Here is a 19,059-nt window from a genome sequence, read left to right as displayed (position 1 = left end):
ACAAGTAGGGGGGCTTGTGAGCCGTCCTTATTTGTCGTTTGGCCAATATCCGACGATTAGCATCCCAAAAGTTACTGAGACCGTGATGAGAAAGTGATACTTTATTAAAATGTAAGATTTTCATACGTGAAAATTAAAAATTCGCAGAAAATTCAGGGTTAGTACTTTTGTATTAGGGTATTAAGTTAGAGTTAACTCGAAAACATTCGTATAAACAAATGTTTGTCAATACGAGCGAAAGAGACAGTTGATCAAAGAGGGTGAAAGTTCGTTGGTAGGTTGGTAATTTGTACCTAATTTGATACAATGATGAAATTGAATGAAAAAGGAGGTTATCGTATTGGACAAGTGGATGAAATTTCTCGAGGTAAACGCTCCTCGTATTTTTGATTTAGCGATTGAGCACGCGATACTCGTCGGATTAGCGATCATTGTTGCGCTTATCATTGGCGTTCCTCTAGGCATTTACTTAACAACAAATGATTATCTAGCTGAGACGATTCTACAGATTGCTTCTGTCATGCTTACGATTCCGAGTATTGCTTTATTCGGTATTATGATTCCGGTCTTCTCGATCGTCAACCAGGGAATTGGTTTTGTTCCAGCCTTTGTAGCACTGGTTCTGTATTCGCAGCTCCCCATTATACGAAATACATATACCGCAATTCGTAACGTAAACCCTGAAATGCGAGATGCAGCAAAGGGATTAGGGATGAAAACGAGTCAGCGACTTCTTCGCGTCGAAATTCCGAATGCGTTCCCCATCATAATGGCAGGTATTCGAACAGCCGTTGTACTTAACATCGGAATCGGTGTCATCGCTGCTTATATTGGTGCAGGAGGACTCGGTGTTCTTATCACTCAGGGCATTTCACGTGGGGACAATTACTTAATTATTAGTGGCTCAATTGCCGTTGCCATTCTTGCTATGATCGCAGATGGCATCTTGTTATGGATTCAAAAACGTTATACACCAAAAAGCATTGCGAATTAAGGAGTGAGGTGAAGAAATGATTACATTTGATCAAACAACCAAAACATTTGAAGGCGGCGTAACAGCTGTGAATGGTGTAGACTTCACCGTTGAAAAAGGACAAATTGTGGTTTTATTAGGACCGTCAGGCTGTGGGAAAACAACCCTGCTTCGAATGGTGAATCGTTTGGAATCGATTTCAGATGGAAAGATCACTATTGATGGTGAAGATTCTATGTCTTTAGATCAAATTGCTCTTCGAAGAAAAATTGGCTACGTCATTCAAAGCAATGGTCTATTTCCGAATATGACGATTGAAGAAAACGTGATGATTGTTCCCGACCTATTAGGGTGGAAAAAGAAAGAGAAGCGCAATCGTTTTAATAAATTGATGGAAATGATCGGATTAAGCGGTGAGAAATTTGGTAAACGTTATCCGCATGAGCTTTCTGGAGGACAGCAGCAGCGTATTGGTGTTATTCGCGCATTAGCAGCTGACCCGCCCGTTATGCTAATGGATGAGCCATTTGGAGCTCTTGATCCGATTATTCGTGAGAAAATTCAAGATGAGTTTCTTCAAATTCAGCGTGAAGTAAAGAAAACAATTCTTTTCGTTAGTCATGACATTGACGAAGCGATTAAAATGGCAGACAAAATCGTTCTATTACGCGGTGGGGAAGTCATGCAATACGATACGCCGTCTGAAATGCTTGTTCGTCCTAAGAATGAATTTGTTCGTGAATTCTTCGGGAAAGACCGTGCAATTAAGAGTTTAAGTCTTCATACCATTCAAGACATTCAAGAAATCATTGGTCTTGTTAATGAAGATGAAACGATTGAGGATACCATTACGATTAATGTTCACCATGATTTGCGTAATACGTTATCCATGCTTCTAAATCAGGAAGCGGATCAAGTGATCGTAGTTGATGATGACGGTAACAAACTTGGCGCCATTACGATTGATCTCGTTCAAAAGTATCTTCATTTTGAAATTAAGGCAAAGCCTACCCTGGTGCAGAAGGGGTGATTTGATGAATAAGAAAAAAGTTATGAGCCGTATTGTAAGCTTTCTCGTCTACGGAATAGTGGCCGTGTTCTTTATTTGGGCCATCAGCAACAGCTATTTTGACTATATTTTCAGTCAATCCAGTACGTTTCTTCACTTATTGAAGCAGCATATGCAGCTTGTACTTGTTTCTTCTTTCCTAGCGGTCATCGTAGCGCTACCTATTGGCATTCTTGTCACGCGTAAAAGCTTTCGAAGAGCTGAGTGGGTCGTTTCAAATACGGTTAACCTTGGTCAAACGATTCCAAGTCTTGCTGTTCTTGCTTTGATGATTAGTATTCTAGGAATCGGATTTAACACGGCAGTATTTGCCCTATTTATATACTCGCTGTTACCGATGTATCGGAATACGGTTGCGGGAATTGATTCCATTGATGAGAATTTAATCGATGCAGCAAGAGGGATGGGCATGAAGCCAATTCAAATACTCTTTCGAATTGAATTACCGAATGCATCATATTCGATTCTTGCAGGTATTCGTACAGCCGTCGTATTAAATATCGGAACGGCTGCACTTGCTTATGTTGTCGGCGGTGGCGGTCTAGGCGTATGGATCTTTACCGGCATCCAGTTATTTGATAACGGTTATTTAATTTCTGGTGCTATTCCAGTAACCTTACTAGCTATTTTTGTAGACTATCTTCTTCGATTACTTGAACGAAAGATTGTACCAAAGGGATCTAGACCACCACAAGAAACGTAACGATAGGAGGTGTTTGTATGAAAAGAAAACTATTTCGTATTATCGGAATCATTTCCATCCTTTCCATGCTAGCCTCGTGCTCAAGCGTAGGGATTGGGGGGAAACAGATTTCGGTTGGTGGCAAGAACTTTACAGAGCAATACCTACTTTCCGAAATGACCGCTTTTCTTCTAAAGGAGGAAGGGTTTGACGTGAAGCAAATGAACAACCTGGGGAGTACCGTTGTTCGTAAAGCGCTCGAAAATAGTCAGGTTGATATGATGTGGGAATATACAGGAACGGCACTCATTACATATATGGGCGAAGAGCCGATTGCTGATCCAGTGGAAGCATTTGATAAGGTCAAAGAGTTAGATGCCAAAAATAATGATATCCATTGGATGAATATGTCTAACGTTAACAACACCTATGCTCTCGCTATGAAGAAAGAGCAGGCAGAAGAATTAGGCATTGAGTCGATTAGTGATTTAGCGAAGTACGTGAATGAAAACCCAGGAAAGCTAACAATGGCCTCAGACGCAGAGTTTGCGAATCGACCTGATGGATTGCCTGGTGTAGAGAAAACATACGGATTTGAATTTGATTCTAGTCAAATTAAGCTGATGGACCTTGGTTTAACACAAAGGTCTTTAGACAATGGACAGGTCGATGTCTCGGTCGCATTTGAAACAGATGCTACTATTGTCGAGTATGACCTTGTTACCCTGAAGGACGATAAAACCTTCTTCCCGCCATATAGAGCGGCGGTTAGTATCAATGAGGATGTATTCGAAAAGTATCCGGAAGTGGAAGAGATTACAGCGCGTTTAGGTGAAAAACTAAATAGTGATATTATGCGCGAGTTAAATTATAAAGTCGACATTGAAGGAAACAGCGTCTCCGTTGTAGCCCATGATTGGTTAGTAGAGAATGGTTTGCTAGATGAATAATAGTAATAAAAGCTCATCCTGAAGAAAAAATCAGGATGAGCTTTTTTGTGTATGATGGAGAATATGCGCAATTATTGGCGAATTCCTAAGTTATCGTATAATTATTAAAATATTATGGCGTTGTAGTAAAAAGTATGGAATGTGAACGGGTTTGCATGATTTTAGTTTTAGTTAGTAAAAGAGTGGGAATTTCCTCCAAACAGGTCATAAAGGCTTCAATTTAGGAGGGTATAAATGCATTTATTTAATATAGGCTATGTGATCATAGCAGCTGTTTTGTGGGGGATTTCCGGAGGGTTGGCAGGAATATTAATGGATAAAGGTTGGGATCCGTTAGTGATCTCATTCTATAGAGGATCAATAGGATTTGTTGGTATTTTTGTATGGCTACTACTTCATCGAAAAGGAAATAAAATTAATTATTCAACGAAGACGATGATGTGGTCAGTATTAGCCGGTTTAGCGGTCGCTGGAAATTTCAGTTTTTACTTTCTTAGTATTTCGGAATCTGGTGTAGCGGTAGCGTCAACTTTGATGTACACGGCACCACTGTTCGTGCTGTTTAGTTCATTTCTTTTTCGAATAGAGACCGTCACCCCATTTAAGGTTATTGCAATGGTTATTGTGATGGGGGGGATCAGCTTATTAACAAACGTTTATGAAACGGGACTTGGCAGTTTAAATATTCTTGGAATCACAAGTGGACTATTATCAGGTCTTTCATACGCTCTGTTTATTTTTGGTTTTAAGAACGCTTCTAAAGAAGGGCGTCCACCTTTTGTTCTTAGTATGGCTTTTGCGACATTTACCATTGTTATGTTTCTATTTATTGATCATAAGGAAGCGCTCGATGCCTTGTTTTCTGAGGATCTAATTTGGTTTATCACTCTCGGTATCATCGGCGCAGGTATTTCTTTTTACTTATATATAGAAGGTTTGAAGAAAACGTCAGCATCCGTTGCAGCGATCATCGCGATGGTCGAACCGGTTACGGCTTCTCTATTTGGATTAGTCATTTTGGGAGAGGTTTTGACTTTAACGCAAAGTATAGGACTCGTGATCATTCTCATCACGATTACACTATTGAGTCGAAAACAAAAGGGATAAGAAGCAGAACTTTTTAACATATCACTTAGGAGGCAATTGCCTCCTAAGTGATATGTTTTATATTTTATGAATGAGTAATTTAGCTGTTTCCTTGGCTGAAGCTACTTTCGACGAAAGGCTCATCGAATAAGAAACCGTCACCCCTTCATGAAGAATCAGCAGTATTTCGCCTAATTCTTCTGCATTCTGAAATTCTAATTCCTTAAGATACGTTGTAAACAGCTCCATTAACCATCTTTTCTCTTCAATAATCACTTCTCTACCGGGATGTGACTCTTCTGGCAACTCAGCTAATGCATTTACAAAAGCGCAGCCTCTCTGATTATTTGTTTCTAACCAACTCTCCAAAGCGTCAAAGATGATTAAGATCTTTTCCAAAGGTTGATGATCAGCTACACGGTCTAAATATGTGAATAAGTGTTTTTTCCACTGTTGATCTCGTTTTTTTAAATATTCTACGATCAATTGGTCTTTTGATCCAAAGCGATCGTATAGTGTCTTTTTAGTCACGCCAGCTTCGGTGGCAATGGTTTCGACCCCGATGGAATGAATTCCTTTCCAATAAAACAAATCGGAGGCTGTATCTAGAATTCGTGAGGCAGCAGGTGTCATTTTGATCTTCTCATCCATTTATTCCACACCCTTTATTATTTAATTCTCTCTGATATCCTGCTTCTGGGACATCTTTCTTGATGACCCATACACCTAGTAAACATAATAGCATTCCCATAATCGTTAGCAAACCAATTCTGTCACCAAACATAAGAAAGGACCAGATCATCGTGACTGGTGGAGTGAGGTATAACAGGCTGCTCACTCGAGTAATGCTTCCTAACTTAAGATTCCACCAGTAAAACCCATATCCTCCAATCGTAGATAGAACAGCCACCCAGGCAACAGCTCCCCAGAATTCTACCGTGATTGGAGGGGAAGCTTTTCCCGTGGAGAATGCAACAATCGAGAAAAGAAGAGCGCTAATAAGAGTTTGGATCGGTAGAGCGTCGATAATTGAAACAGTGTTTTTTCTTGTTTTTTCAAATAAAGTTGCAAAGACGAGACTCATCATTGCTAAAAAGGATAGTCCATAAGCCCATAAGGGAACTTGAGAAGAAGTTCCTAAATCACCATATACAACAAACAAAACCCCAGCGATCCCCGACAGTAACCCGCTCCACTGCTTCAGAGAAGTCGATTCTTTTAATAGAGGACCAGCTAAAGCGGCTACAGCTATTGGTTGAAGGGTTGTGATTAGATTTGAAGTACCAGCAGACACGCCGTTTTCCACAGATAAAAAGACGCCATACAAATAAACACCTTGAGCAAAGAGACCGATGAGTGCTTGAGTAATGACACTTTTTATCGATAATTTTTTACGGTGCTTCCATAGCCACCAGCTCGCTAAAATAAGGGAAGCAACAATAAACCTCCACATTAATACCGTCATTGAACTAGCCTCAGCCGTTCCTAATCTTGCGCCAATAAAACCTGAACTCCACATAATGACAAATCCAACTGCAGCTATGACGCTAATTTGTGATTTCGAAAACATACGTTTCGCTCCTTTTAAAGTAAACTGATCGGTGTAGTATCAATAATATAAACACACCGGTCGGTATACTGTCAAGAGTGAGCTTTCCTTAACCTTATTATCGCTCCTAGATTAGTGGAGCGGAGGAAAATGACATAAAAGGTGCCCCACCTCTTAAGAAGTGGGGCATGACATAGTTGTTAATAAATTGTACTTAATTTAAAAATGAAGCTTCCTTAACCCTTACTTCGTATTCGTAAACCCACCATCAATGCGAATGACTTCACCATTGATGTACTGCGCTTTAGAAGTTAAAAGGAACGTCACGAGCTCAGCTACTTCTTCAGGGGTACCGAGACGCTTCTGAGGAATACCAGCTTCTGCATTTTCTTTCATTTTTGGATTCGCTTCATAGAAGTCTTTTACCATTGGAGTTGCCGTTGGTCCCGGAGCGATTGCATTTGCGCGTAATCCGTCCTTCGCATATTCAGCTACGATACTTTTCGTAAGTCCAATAATACCGTGCTTTGTGGCAGAGTAAGTGACTACAGAATCTTGACCAATCACACCGGCACTTGAAGCTGTATTTACAATTGAACCTCCATCATTTTTGATCATAACATCAGCTACGTAACGAACACCGTATAAGGCGCCCATTAAGTTAATGTCTACGATCTTTTCTATTTCTTCTACTTTCGTATTTAAGTAATATTCACCACTACCGGAGATGCCGGCGTTATTAAAGAAATAATCAATTGAACCAAAGGTTTCAACTGTTTTGTCGACGTAATTCTTTACTTCGTCCGCTTTAGATACATCAGCTTTTATGAAAAGCGCATCAACACCCGCTTTTTTCGCTAGGTCGACCGTTTCATTACCGCCTTCTTCGTTAATGTCTACTGCAACGATATTAATCCCTTCATCTGCTAAACGAACAGCAGCTGCTTGTCCTAATCCACTTCCTGCACCTGTAATAACTGCGACTTTACTCATGCATAAAACCTCCTGATTAGTTGATTGAAGATGATATCTTGTTGCTATAGTACTAGTATAGACCTTTAAATTTTGAAAATAAAAGAAAGCGACTTGAGGGAAGCATATTGCGAGCTACCTCGATACATACGGATTTCCAGTCACCCAGAATCTCCACGGATAGTCACGAGCTTCTCCTGAATTATCAATACCGATTCGTTTTCCTTCAGAAATGTGATCCGGCGTATAGCCACGTTGAATATATAGAGGAGGACGTACTAAGGCATGACCATAATCACCTGGATCAATTCCAAGCGCTTTAGTTAATTTGCCGGGACCATCCGTCCATTCCTTTTGTTTACGTCCAGGTCTTCGCTGCTCCATTAAGTCTAATCCTTTGAGAGGTTCAACGGCGCGAACAAGAATGGCTTCAGGGACATCGGTGTCAGCACTGACCACATTGAATAAACAGTGCGTGTGCATCACGTACGTATAAGCATTCCCTGCAGGCCCGAACATCACTTCTGTGCGTTTCGTTCGTTTGTTGTTGAAGCTATGAGCGGCTTGATCCTGTGCGCCCAAATATGCTTCTGTTTCCACAATATAACCGGAGGCAACTCCTTCATCCGTTTCCTTCACTAACTCGCAGCCGAGGAGAGCCTTCGCTAGTTCTAATGTCGGTTTTTGGTAGAATTCTCTAGGTAAAATAGACATGTTCGTTTCCTTTCGTAAGTCGTTATAGTTGAAAGATGTTCTTTCTCTCTTGTAAGCTCTACACATTAGTTTTCCACATGGGTACGTGAGCTAAACGAAATGGTGTAAAGGGAGAAGGGATCAATAAAGGTCCATCCAAGCCCTAAAGCGTGAAGTTTCATTTCCATGCGATATGGGAAACCATCACAATACTTGTATAATAAAAGGAAGTGAAGATATTGGATTTATTTAAAAACAACGGGAAAGTTTCCATCGTAACTGGCGGGGGTAGCGGAATCGGTCGCCTTATGGCAGAAACGCTAGCGGAGAGCGGATCAAAAGTCGTTTTGCTTGGACGTTCACTAGATAAGGTTCAAAAAGCAGCAGCGGAAATCGCTGATCAAACCGGCGCAGAAGTTAAAGCCTATTCATGCGATGTGACAAGTAAGCAGGACATTGAGAAAGTAACCGCAGCAATCAATGAAGAGTATGGACAAATTGATATTCTCGTTAACAATGCAGGAACGAATGCACCTGGCACGATCGAAAATCTCGACGAAGATGGCTGGGATAAAGTGATGGATACTAATGTGAAGTCTGTCTTCTTTATGAGTCAGGCAGTTGTACCATATATGAAGAAACAGGAATATGGTCGCATCATTAATACCGCTTCTGTTGCAGGAGATGTAAGTATATTCTTCAGCTCAGTCTATGGGACAAGTAAAGCAGGCGTTATTCACTTAACGAAGCAATTAGCTAACGAATTAGCTGAAAACAACATTACCGTAAATGCGATCAGTCCATGGATGTTTAAGACGGATTTCATTAAAGATTCCTTAGAAGACCCAGAGTTTAAAGAGATGATTAATAAAAGAACGCCAATGAAACGAATTGGAGAGTTGGATGAGCTTAAAACATCCGTTCTTTACTTCGCTTCAAAAGGATCAAGCTACATTACCGGACAAAATATTTTCGTTGATGGCGGCGTCACAAATTACGGATTGTAAAAAGAAAACGGATTTCCTCATGAGTGAGGGAATCCGTTTTTTTTTGAATTCGTCCATTGTACTTCAACAGAGTTCAAATAGCTGTCTTGCGATTAATCGATCGTCGCCCACATTTCTTCTGGATTTAGTTCGTAAATGTTATTTTCTCGGTACATAAAATGATTGATAATAAACTCTCGACGAATGGTTGCGAAGTCGGGATGGAACTTTTTGATATACTCGTTCATTTCTTTCTCAGGGTACTTTTTCCCTCGTTCTAATCCGTTGATTAAGTGCTTAAGAATAATGATTTTTTTCTTTCGTTGAGAAGGGAGGTGCTTGAGCGTACCATCTGGTGCTAAGAAATTATTGATAACAGCTTGCGTTTTCACAGAATCGTCCTCCTTATCGTAGTCAGGCTGGTAAAGCATAATCGGCAGGGCTTCTGAGTAAGAGCGGAATTTCTTCTCATCTATGTAGTAATAGATGGTGTTTTTATCCTTACGTTGATAAACAATGCCGGTGTCTCTTAATTTCGTCATATGATGAGTGATCGTAGGTGCTTTTAATCCAAGTTTGCCAGCGATGGCTTGGCCGTGGAGAGGACCTTTAGCGAGCAACGAAAGAATGCGAATCCGAGTTGGATCCCCGAGTGTTTTATGGAAATTAACTAATCGGTTTAACTGCAATATACGACCCACCTTCCTATAAGTTAGATTAGTATCTAATTAGATACTAATCTAACTAGAGTTGTTCGTCAACCAATGAACCGTTCACATATTGCCTGAACTGGTTTCCAATTCGTTACATAGAAACCTCTATATTGTCTTAACTGAAATAATATTGAAATAATTATTATTGAAATGTATTGCGAATTATTTGTTGCGAGTTAAAAGGGGAAATACTTTTTAGATGGTAGGGTACCAATCTTGTAGTACGAAATGACTGCCATTTACACTCAATTATATCAAGTGATCAGACGATAGATGGTTAGATTTTCATGTGATTTCTATAAAAAGAATATTTTTCCAATCACTAAACGTTCTAGATTAAGCTTATCACTTAAATCTCTAGAAAGTTATTGGGAAATGTTATGGCAACATAGTGAGTATACGGGCGTATCGTCTAACAGATTTCCCAATACAACCTTCAGAAATTCTATGATAGGCTACTAGTGTATTAAAAATTCAAAACATTCCGAGAAGGGGAGGAGATTTTTTGAAAAAGGGAATCGCCGTCGCACTTGCGACAGGACTTGCATTTGGGGGCGCACTACCAACTGCATCAGCCGCATCGCCAAAGGATTTGAATGTGGATCAGAAGCAAGCACTTGAAAAGATGGAGATTGTAAAGGAGAGCTGGGAAAAGGAACGGAAGGTGCCATCTTTCTTATCTGGTAAACTATCAGAACAAAAGGTTGCGAGTGAAGGAGATGTCCAGCAATATCTACAGGAAAATGAAGCCCTATTCCAGGTGAATGAGAATGATCTTAAGCTGATCGATCAATCGAAAGATAAGCTAGGCATGACTCATTACACATATGTTCAAACGGTAAATGGGGTACCACTTGATGGAGCGACATTCATCGTACATACAGATAAAGATGGGGAAGTTGCAGCCGTGAACGGCAATCTGCATCCAGACGCTGTAAAGAAATTTGAAGGAAGTAAGAATGCGAAGGTATCTGAAGAAGAAGCGGTTAACACAGCATGGAACCATGTTGATGTACAACCTGAAACAAGTCTTCGTGATAATAAAAACATGACGGGTCAGGGAGAAAAAGTTGTTTATGAGGACGGCGATCGCTATGTTCTTGCTTATAAAGTGCAGCTGAACTTTATTGATCCTTATCCTGCGAACTGGCAAATCTATGTGGATGCTCGCGATGGTTCCGTTGTAGAAGCGTATAATGCGCTAGCTGACGGCGCCGAGACAGGAACAGGAACGGGCGTATTGGGTGATCAGAAATCGCTAAATACGGTATCACAAAATGGTAGCTATCTTCTTCGTGACGTAACAAAAGGTGGCCTCATTGAGACGTATAGTGCCAATAATGGATCAAGCCTTCCTGGCGCGATCGTAACAGATGATGACAATCAGTTTGTTTCTTCAGATCAAGCGGCAGCTGTTGATGCGCACTACAATGCAGGCGTTGTTTATGACTATTATGAGTCGACACATAATCGCAATAGCTTTGATGATAACGGTGCAACGATTCGTTCTACAGTGCACTATGGCTCAAACTATAACAATGCTTTCTGGGACGGAACGCAAATGGTTTATGGTGATGGCGATGGGACCACTTTTGCTCCATTATCAGCAGCGCTAGATGTTGTTGGTCATGAAATAACGCACGCAGTAACAGAACGCACAGCGGGACTACAGTATCGTGATCAATCGGGAGCACTTAACGAATCAATGTCAGATGTGTTCGGGTATTTCATCGAGCCCGAAGATTATCTTATGGGGGAAGACGTCTATACGCCTGGTACACCTGGAGATGCGCTAAGAAGTCTATCGAATCCAGAAGCATATAACCAACCATCTCATATGGATGACTACGTTCAAACGTCTCAAGACAATGGCGGCGTTCATACGAACAGTGGCATTCCAAACAAAGCAGCTTATTTCACCATCGAAAGCATTGGAGATAGCAAAGCAGAGCAAATTTATTACCGTGCTCTTACAACATACCTCACTCCAACAAGTGACTTTAGTGACGCAAGATCGGCTCTTCTACAATCGGCAGATGATTTATACGGCGCCGGATCTACTACGTACAATAGTGTCGCGTCAGCCTGGGATCAAGTTGGCGTTACGGAATAAAGATTAACGCAAAAAAAGGGCTCATGGCGAGCTCTTTTTTTGCGTGTAAGTGATCGTTATTTCATAACCAGCTGTGTTTCAGCTTGTAGGTAATGATCAAAAGAATCGGGTGTTTGATAAGGATCCCCGTTCACCAACTGATTGATATCAATGCTGAATTCATACGGAAATAAGCGTACGCTCCAATTTTCATCAGGGTGAATTTGATGACTATAACCCCCATTAACGTGTAAGGCATATGTATTTAGTTCCTCAGTTTCTTGAATCACACCACTGAGCGTTTGATAGATGCTACGAACCTTGTATTCGTCCCAATCATTTTTTAAGTTTTGACTTAGAACAACTCGTTCCGCTGGAGAAACATAAAAGGAATCTGCCTCTTCCGCCGGGGTGTTCGTATACTCGTAATCCATCGTTTGGGTCTCCCCGGTCTCAATGTTCTCCGCAACCACCAGCTGCTTTCCGATTAACGAGTTTGCCTCTATATAATAATCATCCCCAAGGTCAGGTAAAGCGAAGCTGATCACATCATGTAATCGCTTCTTGGGCACTATCTTCCATTCCATCACAACAGTTACGCGGTATTTTCCGTTTCCTAGCGCCTGTACATGTGTGGTCAATAGCTTATGTGAGGTCTCAGCGCTGTTCCATGTGTTTTTACTAGTTTGAGTGGATAATAGAAGGGAGTTTGTTTTCTCTCTATATTCTCTAGCAATGGATTGCCGGTTGTCTTCCGGTGAATTTTTCGTTTTTTCAACGGAAAAGTCTTTGTTCACATTAGCGGCAAGCGTGTCTTCTATAGGAAAGAAGACGAATAAACATACTAAAAACAGGGATAGTAACTTCTTCAAACAATCAACCTTTCATTTATTTCTTCATTAAGCTTAAAGGAAAATAAGAGAGGGTTCCAGGTCTAATCGAAAATATTTGTGCAATAGTGCTTTCGTTAATTGCCTCGAACGAAAATCAATAAATCGGTGAAAGATGGTATTATTTAGGATGAGGGTTTTTATAATTAATATGGCAAACAGGAGGGGCGCATTTGAGGTATTTTATCGTGATTCCAATGATCTTGTTAGGTAGTTTTTTGATAGGATTAAGAGTAAACGACTTAGGCAATATCGGTAATTTCCTCATGAATCTTGTAGGGTTTGGCTTCATGGGGTTAGAAGTCTTAATAAGCAGACGTAAGCGGGAAAAGCTAGTTTATAAATGATAGAAGTACGTATGAAGAGGAGGTGGATGAGATATTAAAAAAATTAGGATTGGTTTAGCGGTCGTAACATTTTCTATAATTGTATATGCGAGTATAACGGAGGATTATGCGGCAATACCTTATATGATGCTGTTTCTAGGCAGTATTATGTTGGTTATGGGAATAGAATATTGTAAAAAAGAGGCTACGCCCTACCTAGGTTATTTCTTTTTCGTTGCCGCACTCTTTAATTTTTATGTATCTATCAAGAGTTATCTAATAGGTTAATGGTTTTAAGCGCTTTCCGAAAGTGGAGACACCGGAGCAATTTGACCTTTCTTGCTAGTACGGTGACTTATTTTAATAATAAGAAGGAGACTAAAACATGCAATATGAAGCGAAAACACCAGAGGGATATTTTGAAATGCTAGAGGATGATTGGAGAAAGGAAAAGCTCCTAGCAGTACGACAGTACATAATTGAAAATGCTCCAGAGCTCGAAGAAGGCATTCAATATAAAATGCTTAGCTATAAAGGGAAGTCGAGCGTGTTGTTTAATCTTAATGCTCAAAAGTCCTATGTAAGTCTTTATGTAGGAGATATTAAGAAAATCGATCGAGCAAGTGAATTATTGAATGGTTTGGATTGTGGAAAAGGATGTATCCGAATTAAAAAATCAATTGATTTACAGGAAAGCGGTGTGGAGGAATTTGTGAAAGAAGCGATTAATCAATGGCGAGCTGGTGAGGATCTTTCTTGTTAGAGGGTGGGGATAAGGGGTAGCCTGTGATAAGGTGTGAAACTTTCATTAAATCGATTCGTAAGTAGTAATAGAACAAAAATGGATGTTATTTAGCAAGAAAGGAGTTCATTTTGGGGAAACTACTTTTACTATTTGTTGTAGGCTTTATAGGGCTATCTCTACGTTATTTGTTTCTAGGGAAATTCGAGATGGATCAGCTCTTGTTGCTAATGGGTTTTCCGGTGGCGGCTATATTGATTATATTTATGATGAAGTGGCAGCATAAGAAGGATCTTGCTTTTCAGCCAGAAGCGGATGAAGAACGTATGGTGACACGCTTAGGAGATCGAGTCTCAGCAGCGCCGAAGCGAGTGTTTGACGGACGGGAACTTGTTGGGGAATACAAGCGACTTTATCATAAGCCGTGGAAGCGAGTTGTCGCAGATATTATGGACAGCCCAGGAAGATGGTTTCTTAATCTAGCGTTTACGTCAGAAGATGGTCATCACATCATTCTAAAAGGTAAAAATGAAAATCGCCTTCGCGGAACAAATGAATGGCTGATCTTCTCTAATAACGATGAAGTTGGCAGCATTCAAATGGACTACTCAGTCAAAAATGTCGCCAAGTTAAAGGAAAGTCTCTATCTTAACTATCGTGATCACACCTATCATTATCAGTCATTTGGGATTGGGTCTAAAACAGTGATTCGTAGAGATGACCATAAGATTGGGGAAGGGAAAAGGGCTGAATTAGGAAATTCGATTTATAAATTAGAAATGAAAGATACATATGGCGAAGAAGCGCATGTCTTATTTATGGGCTATATTCTATTTAACTATCATTTTAGTCAGTGAGCTAGCTTTAATATTGCTTTGGTGGTGAAGCTTGTGAACAATCATTTAGGATTGCTTTTTTATACTGCGATAGGATCTGTTGGCATGGCGTTTGTAGGATTAGGAATAATCAAGCTAGCCATCGTTTACGATGATCAACAAGGCTTCTGGATCGGTTTCTTAGGACTTTTGTGCTGTGCCATGTACTTTAGACATTTAGAAAGCCGGGTTGGTATTCATAGGAAATATCGCTGGTTAGGACACGGTTTATTTATCGTTGTGTTCGGTGTGCTATCAGTATGGTTGTATTTATAGCTGTTTGAAATGAGGAAGGGGGGAATGTTGACGTGATGGAGATTGCACTTGTAGGCTTGTTAGCAGCTGTTTTTTATCTCGTTTTTCGAGTAAGTGCTCAGATGAATAGTCTTAGCGTGCGAATGAAAAGTATGCACGATCAGTTAAATCGAATGGCCCAGCATCTGGATTTGCCTGAACATCCGATTAACGATGAATTGCGAGAGCTCATGAAAGAAGGAAAAACGGTAGAAGCCGTGAAAAAGGCACGAGAAGAATTTGGGTTATCGCTGTTGGAGGCGAAGGAGTATGTGGACGGGGTTTGAAATAAATTGAGGTTGTATTTTTATAGGCTAGTTTATCAAGGAATCCAGAAAAGGTGTCAAAAGTATTTGACACCTTTTCTGGATTTTATTAACATATAAGGTGTAAAAGGAATTTGACAGGATAGATAGAAGGGATAGAGCTCAAAGTTGAAGAACAGCATTAAGGTTTTAAGAGAAGGTAAGGGGATTTCACAAGGGAAGTTAGCGGAATTGTGTCAAGTTAGCAGACAGACGATCAACGCTATTGAAAACAATAAGTATGATCCAAGTTTAGAATTGGCATTTGCTATTGCTTTAGCTCTAGAAACGAAAGTAGACTCACTCTTTAACTATCAAAAAACGCTAAAGAAAAGGGGATAAATGCAATGGATATCATTCTTGTTCTGATTATGGGATGTATCATGTCAGTGATTATTGTTTCCACGAAAAGAGTATCAGGTGATGATACTGGCTTTTCAAAGGAAGATGAACGTCAAAAGAAAATATTAAGAGATGCCGCAATGTCGAGTTGGCAAGTTATTATGCTATATGCCTTGATTCGATTAACGAACTTGTTGCCATTCTTGGACGGTTTCACAGATCCTACGAAATTCCAATCTATTGCTTTCTTTTCGAATGGGGGAGATATCCTTCTAATTGCTGCCATTGGATATGGTATGGGAGCGGTAACTTCGTATTTTCGTTATTCCTAAGTGATAAATCTAGATTGCTTTTAAAAGAAATAGAAAAAGGCATTCCTATATACAGTTTTAAATTGGAGTTGCTCACTTTTTAGAAATTAATTTTCTTAAGATATAGTCGTTAATATTATAGGAAAGCGAGAATGATTTTTTATGAGCTTATTTTTTGAAAAACGGAAGCCTTACAAAAGTGATATAGCCTTTATCTTACTAATGTTTTTGAATGTTATCGTCATGAGTCTAGATTATTTTGGGAACATGAGCTTTCCCTGGCTATACATGGTCATGATGGTATTAACCATTGCTCTGTTGATATTTGCTCTGGTTGAGAGAAAAAAGAGACGGGAATAAAGGTTCAAGTCAGAGAGTTTGAAAGAATGGGTTGAAAAACCCCGTAACACGTTTATCTAGTTACGGGGTTTTATATGTTTATATCCTAAAGAAATGCAATGTTAGGAATTTAACTTACTTTAACGTCTTCAAAATCCGATCAATCAACGCCATCGTACGAATGTTATCTTTTCCATCTGAGCGGGGCGTCTCATTTGTTGTACAGCATGAGACGAAGTGCTGCATTTCACCGACAAAGCCGCGGAGGTAAAGATCTTTCATTGAGCCTGACATCGTTGAGGCGGAAGGACTGTATACGAAATCAGATTCAGCCGGTGCTTTCCATGGAAGTTCCTTAAAGGATTGAGATTTGTGCACGGTTAGGGTGTGTACCTCATCGGCTGAGGCAAATCCGTGATCAAACGTAACCGTCAGTTTTTCGCTTTCTCTAGACCAGGCTGTCATCCCAGTGAATGATAGGGTTCCAACTGTTCCGCTTTCGAATTGAAGGCTAATGCTTTGATTGATGTGTGAATTCGAGCTGTTTTTAAATCCACTTACAGCTATTGTTTCTCCAAATAGATAGCGAACTAAATCAACGATGTGAATGGCAGCAAACTTTAGGAATTCTTCATCGTTTTGGCAAAATGGTGTTGTATCAACGGCGAATCGCGCTTCGAATGAACGAACTGATCCTAGTTCTTCATTTGTAATAAGCGAGTGAAGCTGCTTATAAATCGGCGCATAGCGCTTCATAAAGCCAACCATAAGCTTAATGCCAGCTTTCTCTGCAGCATCTGCCGCTAGTTCTGACTCTTCCGTTGTCATGCCAAGTGGCTTTTCGACATACACATTTTTACCGGCTTGGATACAGTCCATAACAAGGGCTGCCTGGTCTGTGGGTTGTGCGACAACGATGACACCGTCACATGACTCCTGTTCTAGCATTTTCTTGTAATTATCATACGGTGTTCCAGTGCTTCCAAAACGAAGAAGTGTTTGCTCTGAGCGATCTAAGTTTCGTGTAGCGACAGCCGTAATCGTTGCACCTGTTTCGACAAGAGCGGGATAAATGTTCGTCGTTGCATGAAAGCCTGCGCCAATCACGCAAATGGATGGGTTCGTCATATGTAGGCTCCTTTTATGTAAGCTATTAACGGAATAAGAATACCATTTTGAGGGGAAGAAATCCAAAGAAGGGGGGTCAGGTTCCTATCTGACCCCCTTCTTATTTTTTGACTACTACATAAGGTCGCATCATTTCATAATCTTCATGCTCGAGAATATGACAGTGCCATACAAACAAGCCTGCATAAGGTACGAACTTCATGATGATTCGCGTGATTTCTTTTGGGTTTGCTCGCACGGTATCTTTCCAGCCCTGCTCATTGAGATCTGGCTTCATGCGTGGGCCGGTTGGAACGATCTTACCTTCTTTTTCATATAGATCTCGATCAAAGGGCTGGCGATTAAGGATTTGAAAGCGAACGAGATGCAAGTGGATGGGATGCGTTGCATTTGATAAATTGACGAAGCTCCAGATTTCAACATCGCCTAATCTAGGCATTTCACTGATTGGATCTGACCAGAGCTGGTTGTTTAATAGGTGAATGGATCGTTTATATTGATCAGGCCTCATGTTGAGGAGAAGGTTGCGTTGATTGTTTGCTTGTTGTTCGTATATGATCTCGTACCGAGATAATGTCTGAGGAACGACGCTTTGATCGGGAAGAGAGAGCTTCTTCTTTACACGGAACTGCATGATTACGCCCGTTGTTTTGGGATTCGGACTTTTCCCCTGAGGATAAGGGGAGGCGGCATCGTTCATTAAGGTAAGGGTTTCGCCTGCCGAGCGACTGAAATCAATGACGACGTCGACACGCTCGGCAGGAGCGATCAAAACGCGAGTGACAGGCACCGGCTTTCCGAGAAGCCCCTGATCTGTGCCGATTTGAACGAATGGGAACTGGTTGGATAGGGAGAAGCGGTAGAATCTTGCGTTTGATCCATTTAGGATTCTAAATCTGTATTTCCTCGGCTCGACTTCCAGATAAGGCCATACCATCCCGTTAACAAGATTGGCTTTCCCGAAGAAGTCAGGAAGGACCGATGGCGTAACGCCTTCGACAGGAGGATCTGGTTCAGCTGGATAGTACAAGGAACCATCTCGATGAAAAGAACGATCCTGAAGAAGAAGGGGGATATCAAACTCACCTTCCGGTAGCCTGAGGGATCGCTCTTCTTCGTCATGAACAATATACATCCCAGCGAGACCTGCGTAGATATTTAACCGTGTAATCCCCATCGCATGATCGTGATACCAGAGGGTCGTAGCTGCTTGATGATTTGGATATTCATAAATGGGATCGGTGAAATAGGGCCCTCCCTGTTGAAATTCTCGGGTGAACCATGCCTCAGGATAACCATCGCTCGTATCAGGCGTAACCCCACCGTGAAGATGCACAACCGTACGAACGTCAGGAACGTTTGTACCAGCCCCATGAATGGTGTGGTCAATTGGGAGGAAATGCTTTTCAGGAAGTTCATTTTTCCAAAGCACACGGATCGGGTGATTTCGGTGAACTTGAAACGTAGGACCAGGGTATTGCCCGTTATATCCCCAAACGCGTGTTGCTGGCAAATCGCGATGAAGCTTCTGAAAACTTTCCTTCATCGTCACTTCATAATAGGGAATCCCGTGATTTGTCTTTACGGGTTGGATGATTGGCATGATAGGGAGGCGATCTACGAATTTTTCGAGCATCTGTGCCACTCCTTCTGAAACGATGCATTTGTTCATCATATGTTACGAAGAGAGGATCTTTCATTTCTTTTTCTATTCTTGAAGCTCAGGATCTTGTGAGATTACG

At 40.8% G+C, this 19,059-nt stretch carries 23 protein-coding genes; 15 read left to right on the top strand and 8 right to left on the bottom strand.

Translation table 11 applies throughout. The annotated features are described in order from the left end of the window. Positions 1-340: 340 nt before the first annotated feature. The 5 genes from ABVF21_RS08740 (at position 341) to ABVF21_RS08720 (ending at position 4,781) form a co-directional block, all read left to right on the top strand. Positions 341-994, top strand: a complete 654-nt coding sequence (locus ABVF21_RS08740) for an ABC transporter permease (protein WP_276511837.1) — start codon at positions 341-343, stop codon at positions 992-994. Between the two features lie 16 nt (positions 995-1,010). Then, entirely contained in the window at positions 1,011-2,003 is a 993-nt protein-coding gene (locus tag ABVF21_RS08735) for an ABC transporter ATP-binding protein (RefSeq protein WP_303529872.1), read from the top strand. A 4-nt stretch (positions 2,004-2,007) separates the two neighbouring features. Next, complete coding sequence (locus tag ABVF21_RS08730) at positions 2,008-2,745, top strand: ABC transporter permease (RefSeq protein WP_303529870.1); 738 nt, start codon at positions 2,008-2,010, stop codon at positions 2,743-2,745. Between the two features lie 17 nt (positions 2,746-2,762). Then, positions 2,763-3,674: a glycine betaine ABC transporter substrate-binding protein gene (locus tag ABVF21_RS08725; RefSeq protein WP_371018035.1), complete on the top strand. Its 912-nt coding sequence runs from the start codon at positions 2,763-2,765 to the stop codon at positions 3,672-3,674. A gap of 234 nt (positions 3,675-3,908) precedes the next feature. Then, complete coding sequence (locus tag ABVF21_RS08720) at positions 3,909-4,781, top strand: DMT family transporter (protein WP_303529865.1); 873 nt, start codon at positions 3,909-3,911, stop codon at positions 4,779-4,781. Positions 4,782-4,838: 57 nt separating this feature from the next. On the opposite strand, the gene ABVF21_RS08715 is transcribed toward ABVF21_RS08720, so the two are convergent. From ABVF21_RS08715 to ABVF21_RS08700, 4 genes are all read right to left on the bottom strand, one after another. Next, positions 4,839-5,411 (bottom strand): TetR/AcrR family transcriptional regulator, encoded by a 573-nt coding sequence (locus ABVF21_RS08715; protein WP_303529863.1) that lies wholly within the window; start codon positions 5,409-5,411, stop codon positions 4,839-4,841. Further along, a complete protein-coding gene (locus ABVF21_RS08710; protein WP_371018034.1) occupies positions 5,404-6,330 on the bottom strand; it encodes a DMT family transporter in 927 nt (308 codons plus the stop codon). The genes ABVF21_RS08715 and ABVF21_RS08710 overlap by 8 nt, the downstream gene beginning before the upstream one ends. A gap of 222 nt (positions 6,331-6,552) precedes the next feature. Then, positions 6,553-7,302, bottom strand: coding sequence for an SDR family NAD(P)-dependent oxidoreductase (locus ABVF21_RS08705; RefSeq protein WP_371018033.1), 750 nt, complete (start codon positions 7,300-7,302; stop codon positions 6,553-6,555). A 114-nt stretch (positions 7,303-7,416) separates the two neighbouring features. Next, positions 7,417-7,995, bottom strand: coding sequence for a DNA-3-methyladenine glycosylase (locus tag ABVF21_RS08700; protein WP_371018032.1), 579 nt, complete (start codon positions 7,993-7,995; stop codon positions 7,417-7,419). 209 nt (positions 7,996-8,204) lie between these two features. Between ABVF21_RS08700 and ABVF21_RS08695 the strand changes: the two genes are divergently transcribed. After that, positions 8,205-8,981, top strand: a complete 777-nt coding sequence (locus ABVF21_RS08695; protein WP_371018031.1) for an SDR family NAD(P)-dependent oxidoreductase — start codon at positions 8,205-8,207, stop codon at positions 8,979-8,981. 92 nt (positions 8,982-9,073) lie between these two features. Here the strand turns inward: ABVF21_RS08695 and ABVF21_RS08690 are convergent, their stop codons facing one another. Continuing rightward, positions 9,074-9,649 (bottom strand): metalloregulator ArsR/SmtB family transcription factor, encoded by a 576-nt coding sequence (locus tag ABVF21_RS08690; RefSeq protein ID WP_303529853.1) that lies wholly within the window; start codon positions 9,647-9,649, stop codon positions 9,074-9,076. 529 nt (positions 9,650-10,178) lie between these two features. Between ABVF21_RS08690 and ABVF21_RS08685 the strand changes: the two genes are divergently transcribed. Further along, a complete protein-coding gene (locus tag ABVF21_RS08685; protein ID WP_371018030.1) occupies positions 10,179-11,786 on the top strand; it encodes a M4 family metallopeptidase in 1,608 nt (535 codons plus the stop codon). 56 nt (positions 11,787-11,842) lie between these two features. Here ABVF21_RS08685 and ABVF21_RS08680 read toward each other — a convergent pair whose 3' ends face one another. Then, positions 11,843-12,637, bottom strand: a complete 795-nt coding sequence (locus tag ABVF21_RS08680; RefSeq protein WP_371018029.1) for a hypothetical protein — start codon at positions 12,635-12,637, stop codon at positions 11,843-11,845. 191 nt (positions 12,638-12,828) lie between these two features. Between ABVF21_RS08680 and ABVF21_RS08675 the strand changes: the two genes are divergently transcribed. From ABVF21_RS08675 to ABVF21_RS08640, 8 genes are all read left to right on the top strand, one after another. Further along, positions 12,829-13,002 carry a serine kinase gene (locus ABVF21_RS08675; RefSeq protein ID WP_371018028.1) on the top strand — a complete coding sequence of 58 codons (174 nt, stop codon included), beginning with the start codon at positions 12,829-12,831 and terminating at the stop codon, positions 13,000-13,002. Between the two features lie 123 nt (positions 13,003-13,125). Continuing rightward, positions 13,126-13,269, top strand: a complete 144-nt coding sequence (locus ABVF21_RS08670) for a DUF3953 domain-containing protein (RefSeq protein ID WP_371018027.1) — start codon at positions 13,126-13,128, stop codon at positions 13,267-13,269. A gap of 97 nt (positions 13,270-13,366) precedes the next feature. Continuing rightward, entirely contained in the window at positions 13,367-13,744 is a 378-nt protein-coding gene (locus ABVF21_RS08665) for an iron chaperone (protein ID WP_303529848.1), read from the top strand. 110 nt (positions 13,745-13,854) lie between these two features. Beyond that, positions 13,855-14,580: a tubby C-terminal domain-like protein gene (locus ABVF21_RS08660; RefSeq protein WP_371018026.1), complete on the top strand. Its 726-nt coding sequence runs from the start codon at positions 13,855-13,857 to the stop codon at positions 14,578-14,580. Between the two features lie 33 nt (positions 14,581-14,613). After that, entirely contained in the window at positions 14,614-14,874 is a 261-nt protein-coding gene (locus tag ABVF21_RS08655) for a hypothetical protein (protein WP_371018025.1), read from the top strand. A 35-nt stretch (positions 14,875-14,909) separates the two neighbouring features. Further along, the gene (locus tag ABVF21_RS08650) at positions 14,910-15,179 is read left to right on the top strand and encodes a hypothetical protein (protein WP_371018189.1); all 270 of its coding nucleotides are present in this window, start codon (positions 14,910-14,912) and stop codon (positions 15,177-15,179) included. Between the two features lie 147 nt (positions 15,180-15,326). Next, entirely contained in the window at positions 15,327-15,539 is a 213-nt protein-coding gene (locus ABVF21_RS08645; protein ID WP_371018024.1) for a helix-turn-helix transcriptional regulator, read from the top strand. A 5-nt stretch (positions 15,540-15,544) separates the two neighbouring features. Next, the gene (locus tag ABVF21_RS08640) at positions 15,545-15,871 is read left to right on the top strand and encodes a hypothetical protein (protein ID WP_303529842.1); all 327 of its coding nucleotides are present in this window, start codon (positions 15,545-15,547) and stop codon (positions 15,869-15,871) included. A 453-nt stretch (positions 15,872-16,324) separates the two neighbouring features. Here ABVF21_RS08640 and ABVF21_RS08635 read toward each other — a convergent pair whose 3' ends face one another. After that, entirely contained in the window at positions 16,325-17,317 is a 993-nt protein-coding gene (locus ABVF21_RS08635) for a Gfo/Idh/MocA family protein (protein ID WP_371018023.1), read from the bottom strand. Positions 17,318-17,417: 100 nt separating this feature from the next. Then, positions 17,418-18,953 carry a multicopper oxidase family protein gene (locus ABVF21_RS08630; protein WP_371018022.1) on the bottom strand — a complete coding sequence of 512 codons (1,536 nt, stop codon included), beginning with the start codon at positions 18,951-18,953 and terminating at the stop codon, positions 17,418-17,420. Between the last annotated feature and the right edge of the window lie 106 nt (positions 18,954-19,059).

It is taken from the genome of Pseudalkalibacillus sp. JSM 102089 (assembly GCF_041366475.1).
Classification (GTDB): Bacteria; Bacillota; Bacilli; order Bacillales; family Guptibacillaceae; genus Guptibacillus; species Guptibacillus hwajinpoensis_B.
Note: the sequence above shows the minus strand (reverse complement) of the source record. Positions and strands in the feature narration are given on the sequence as shown.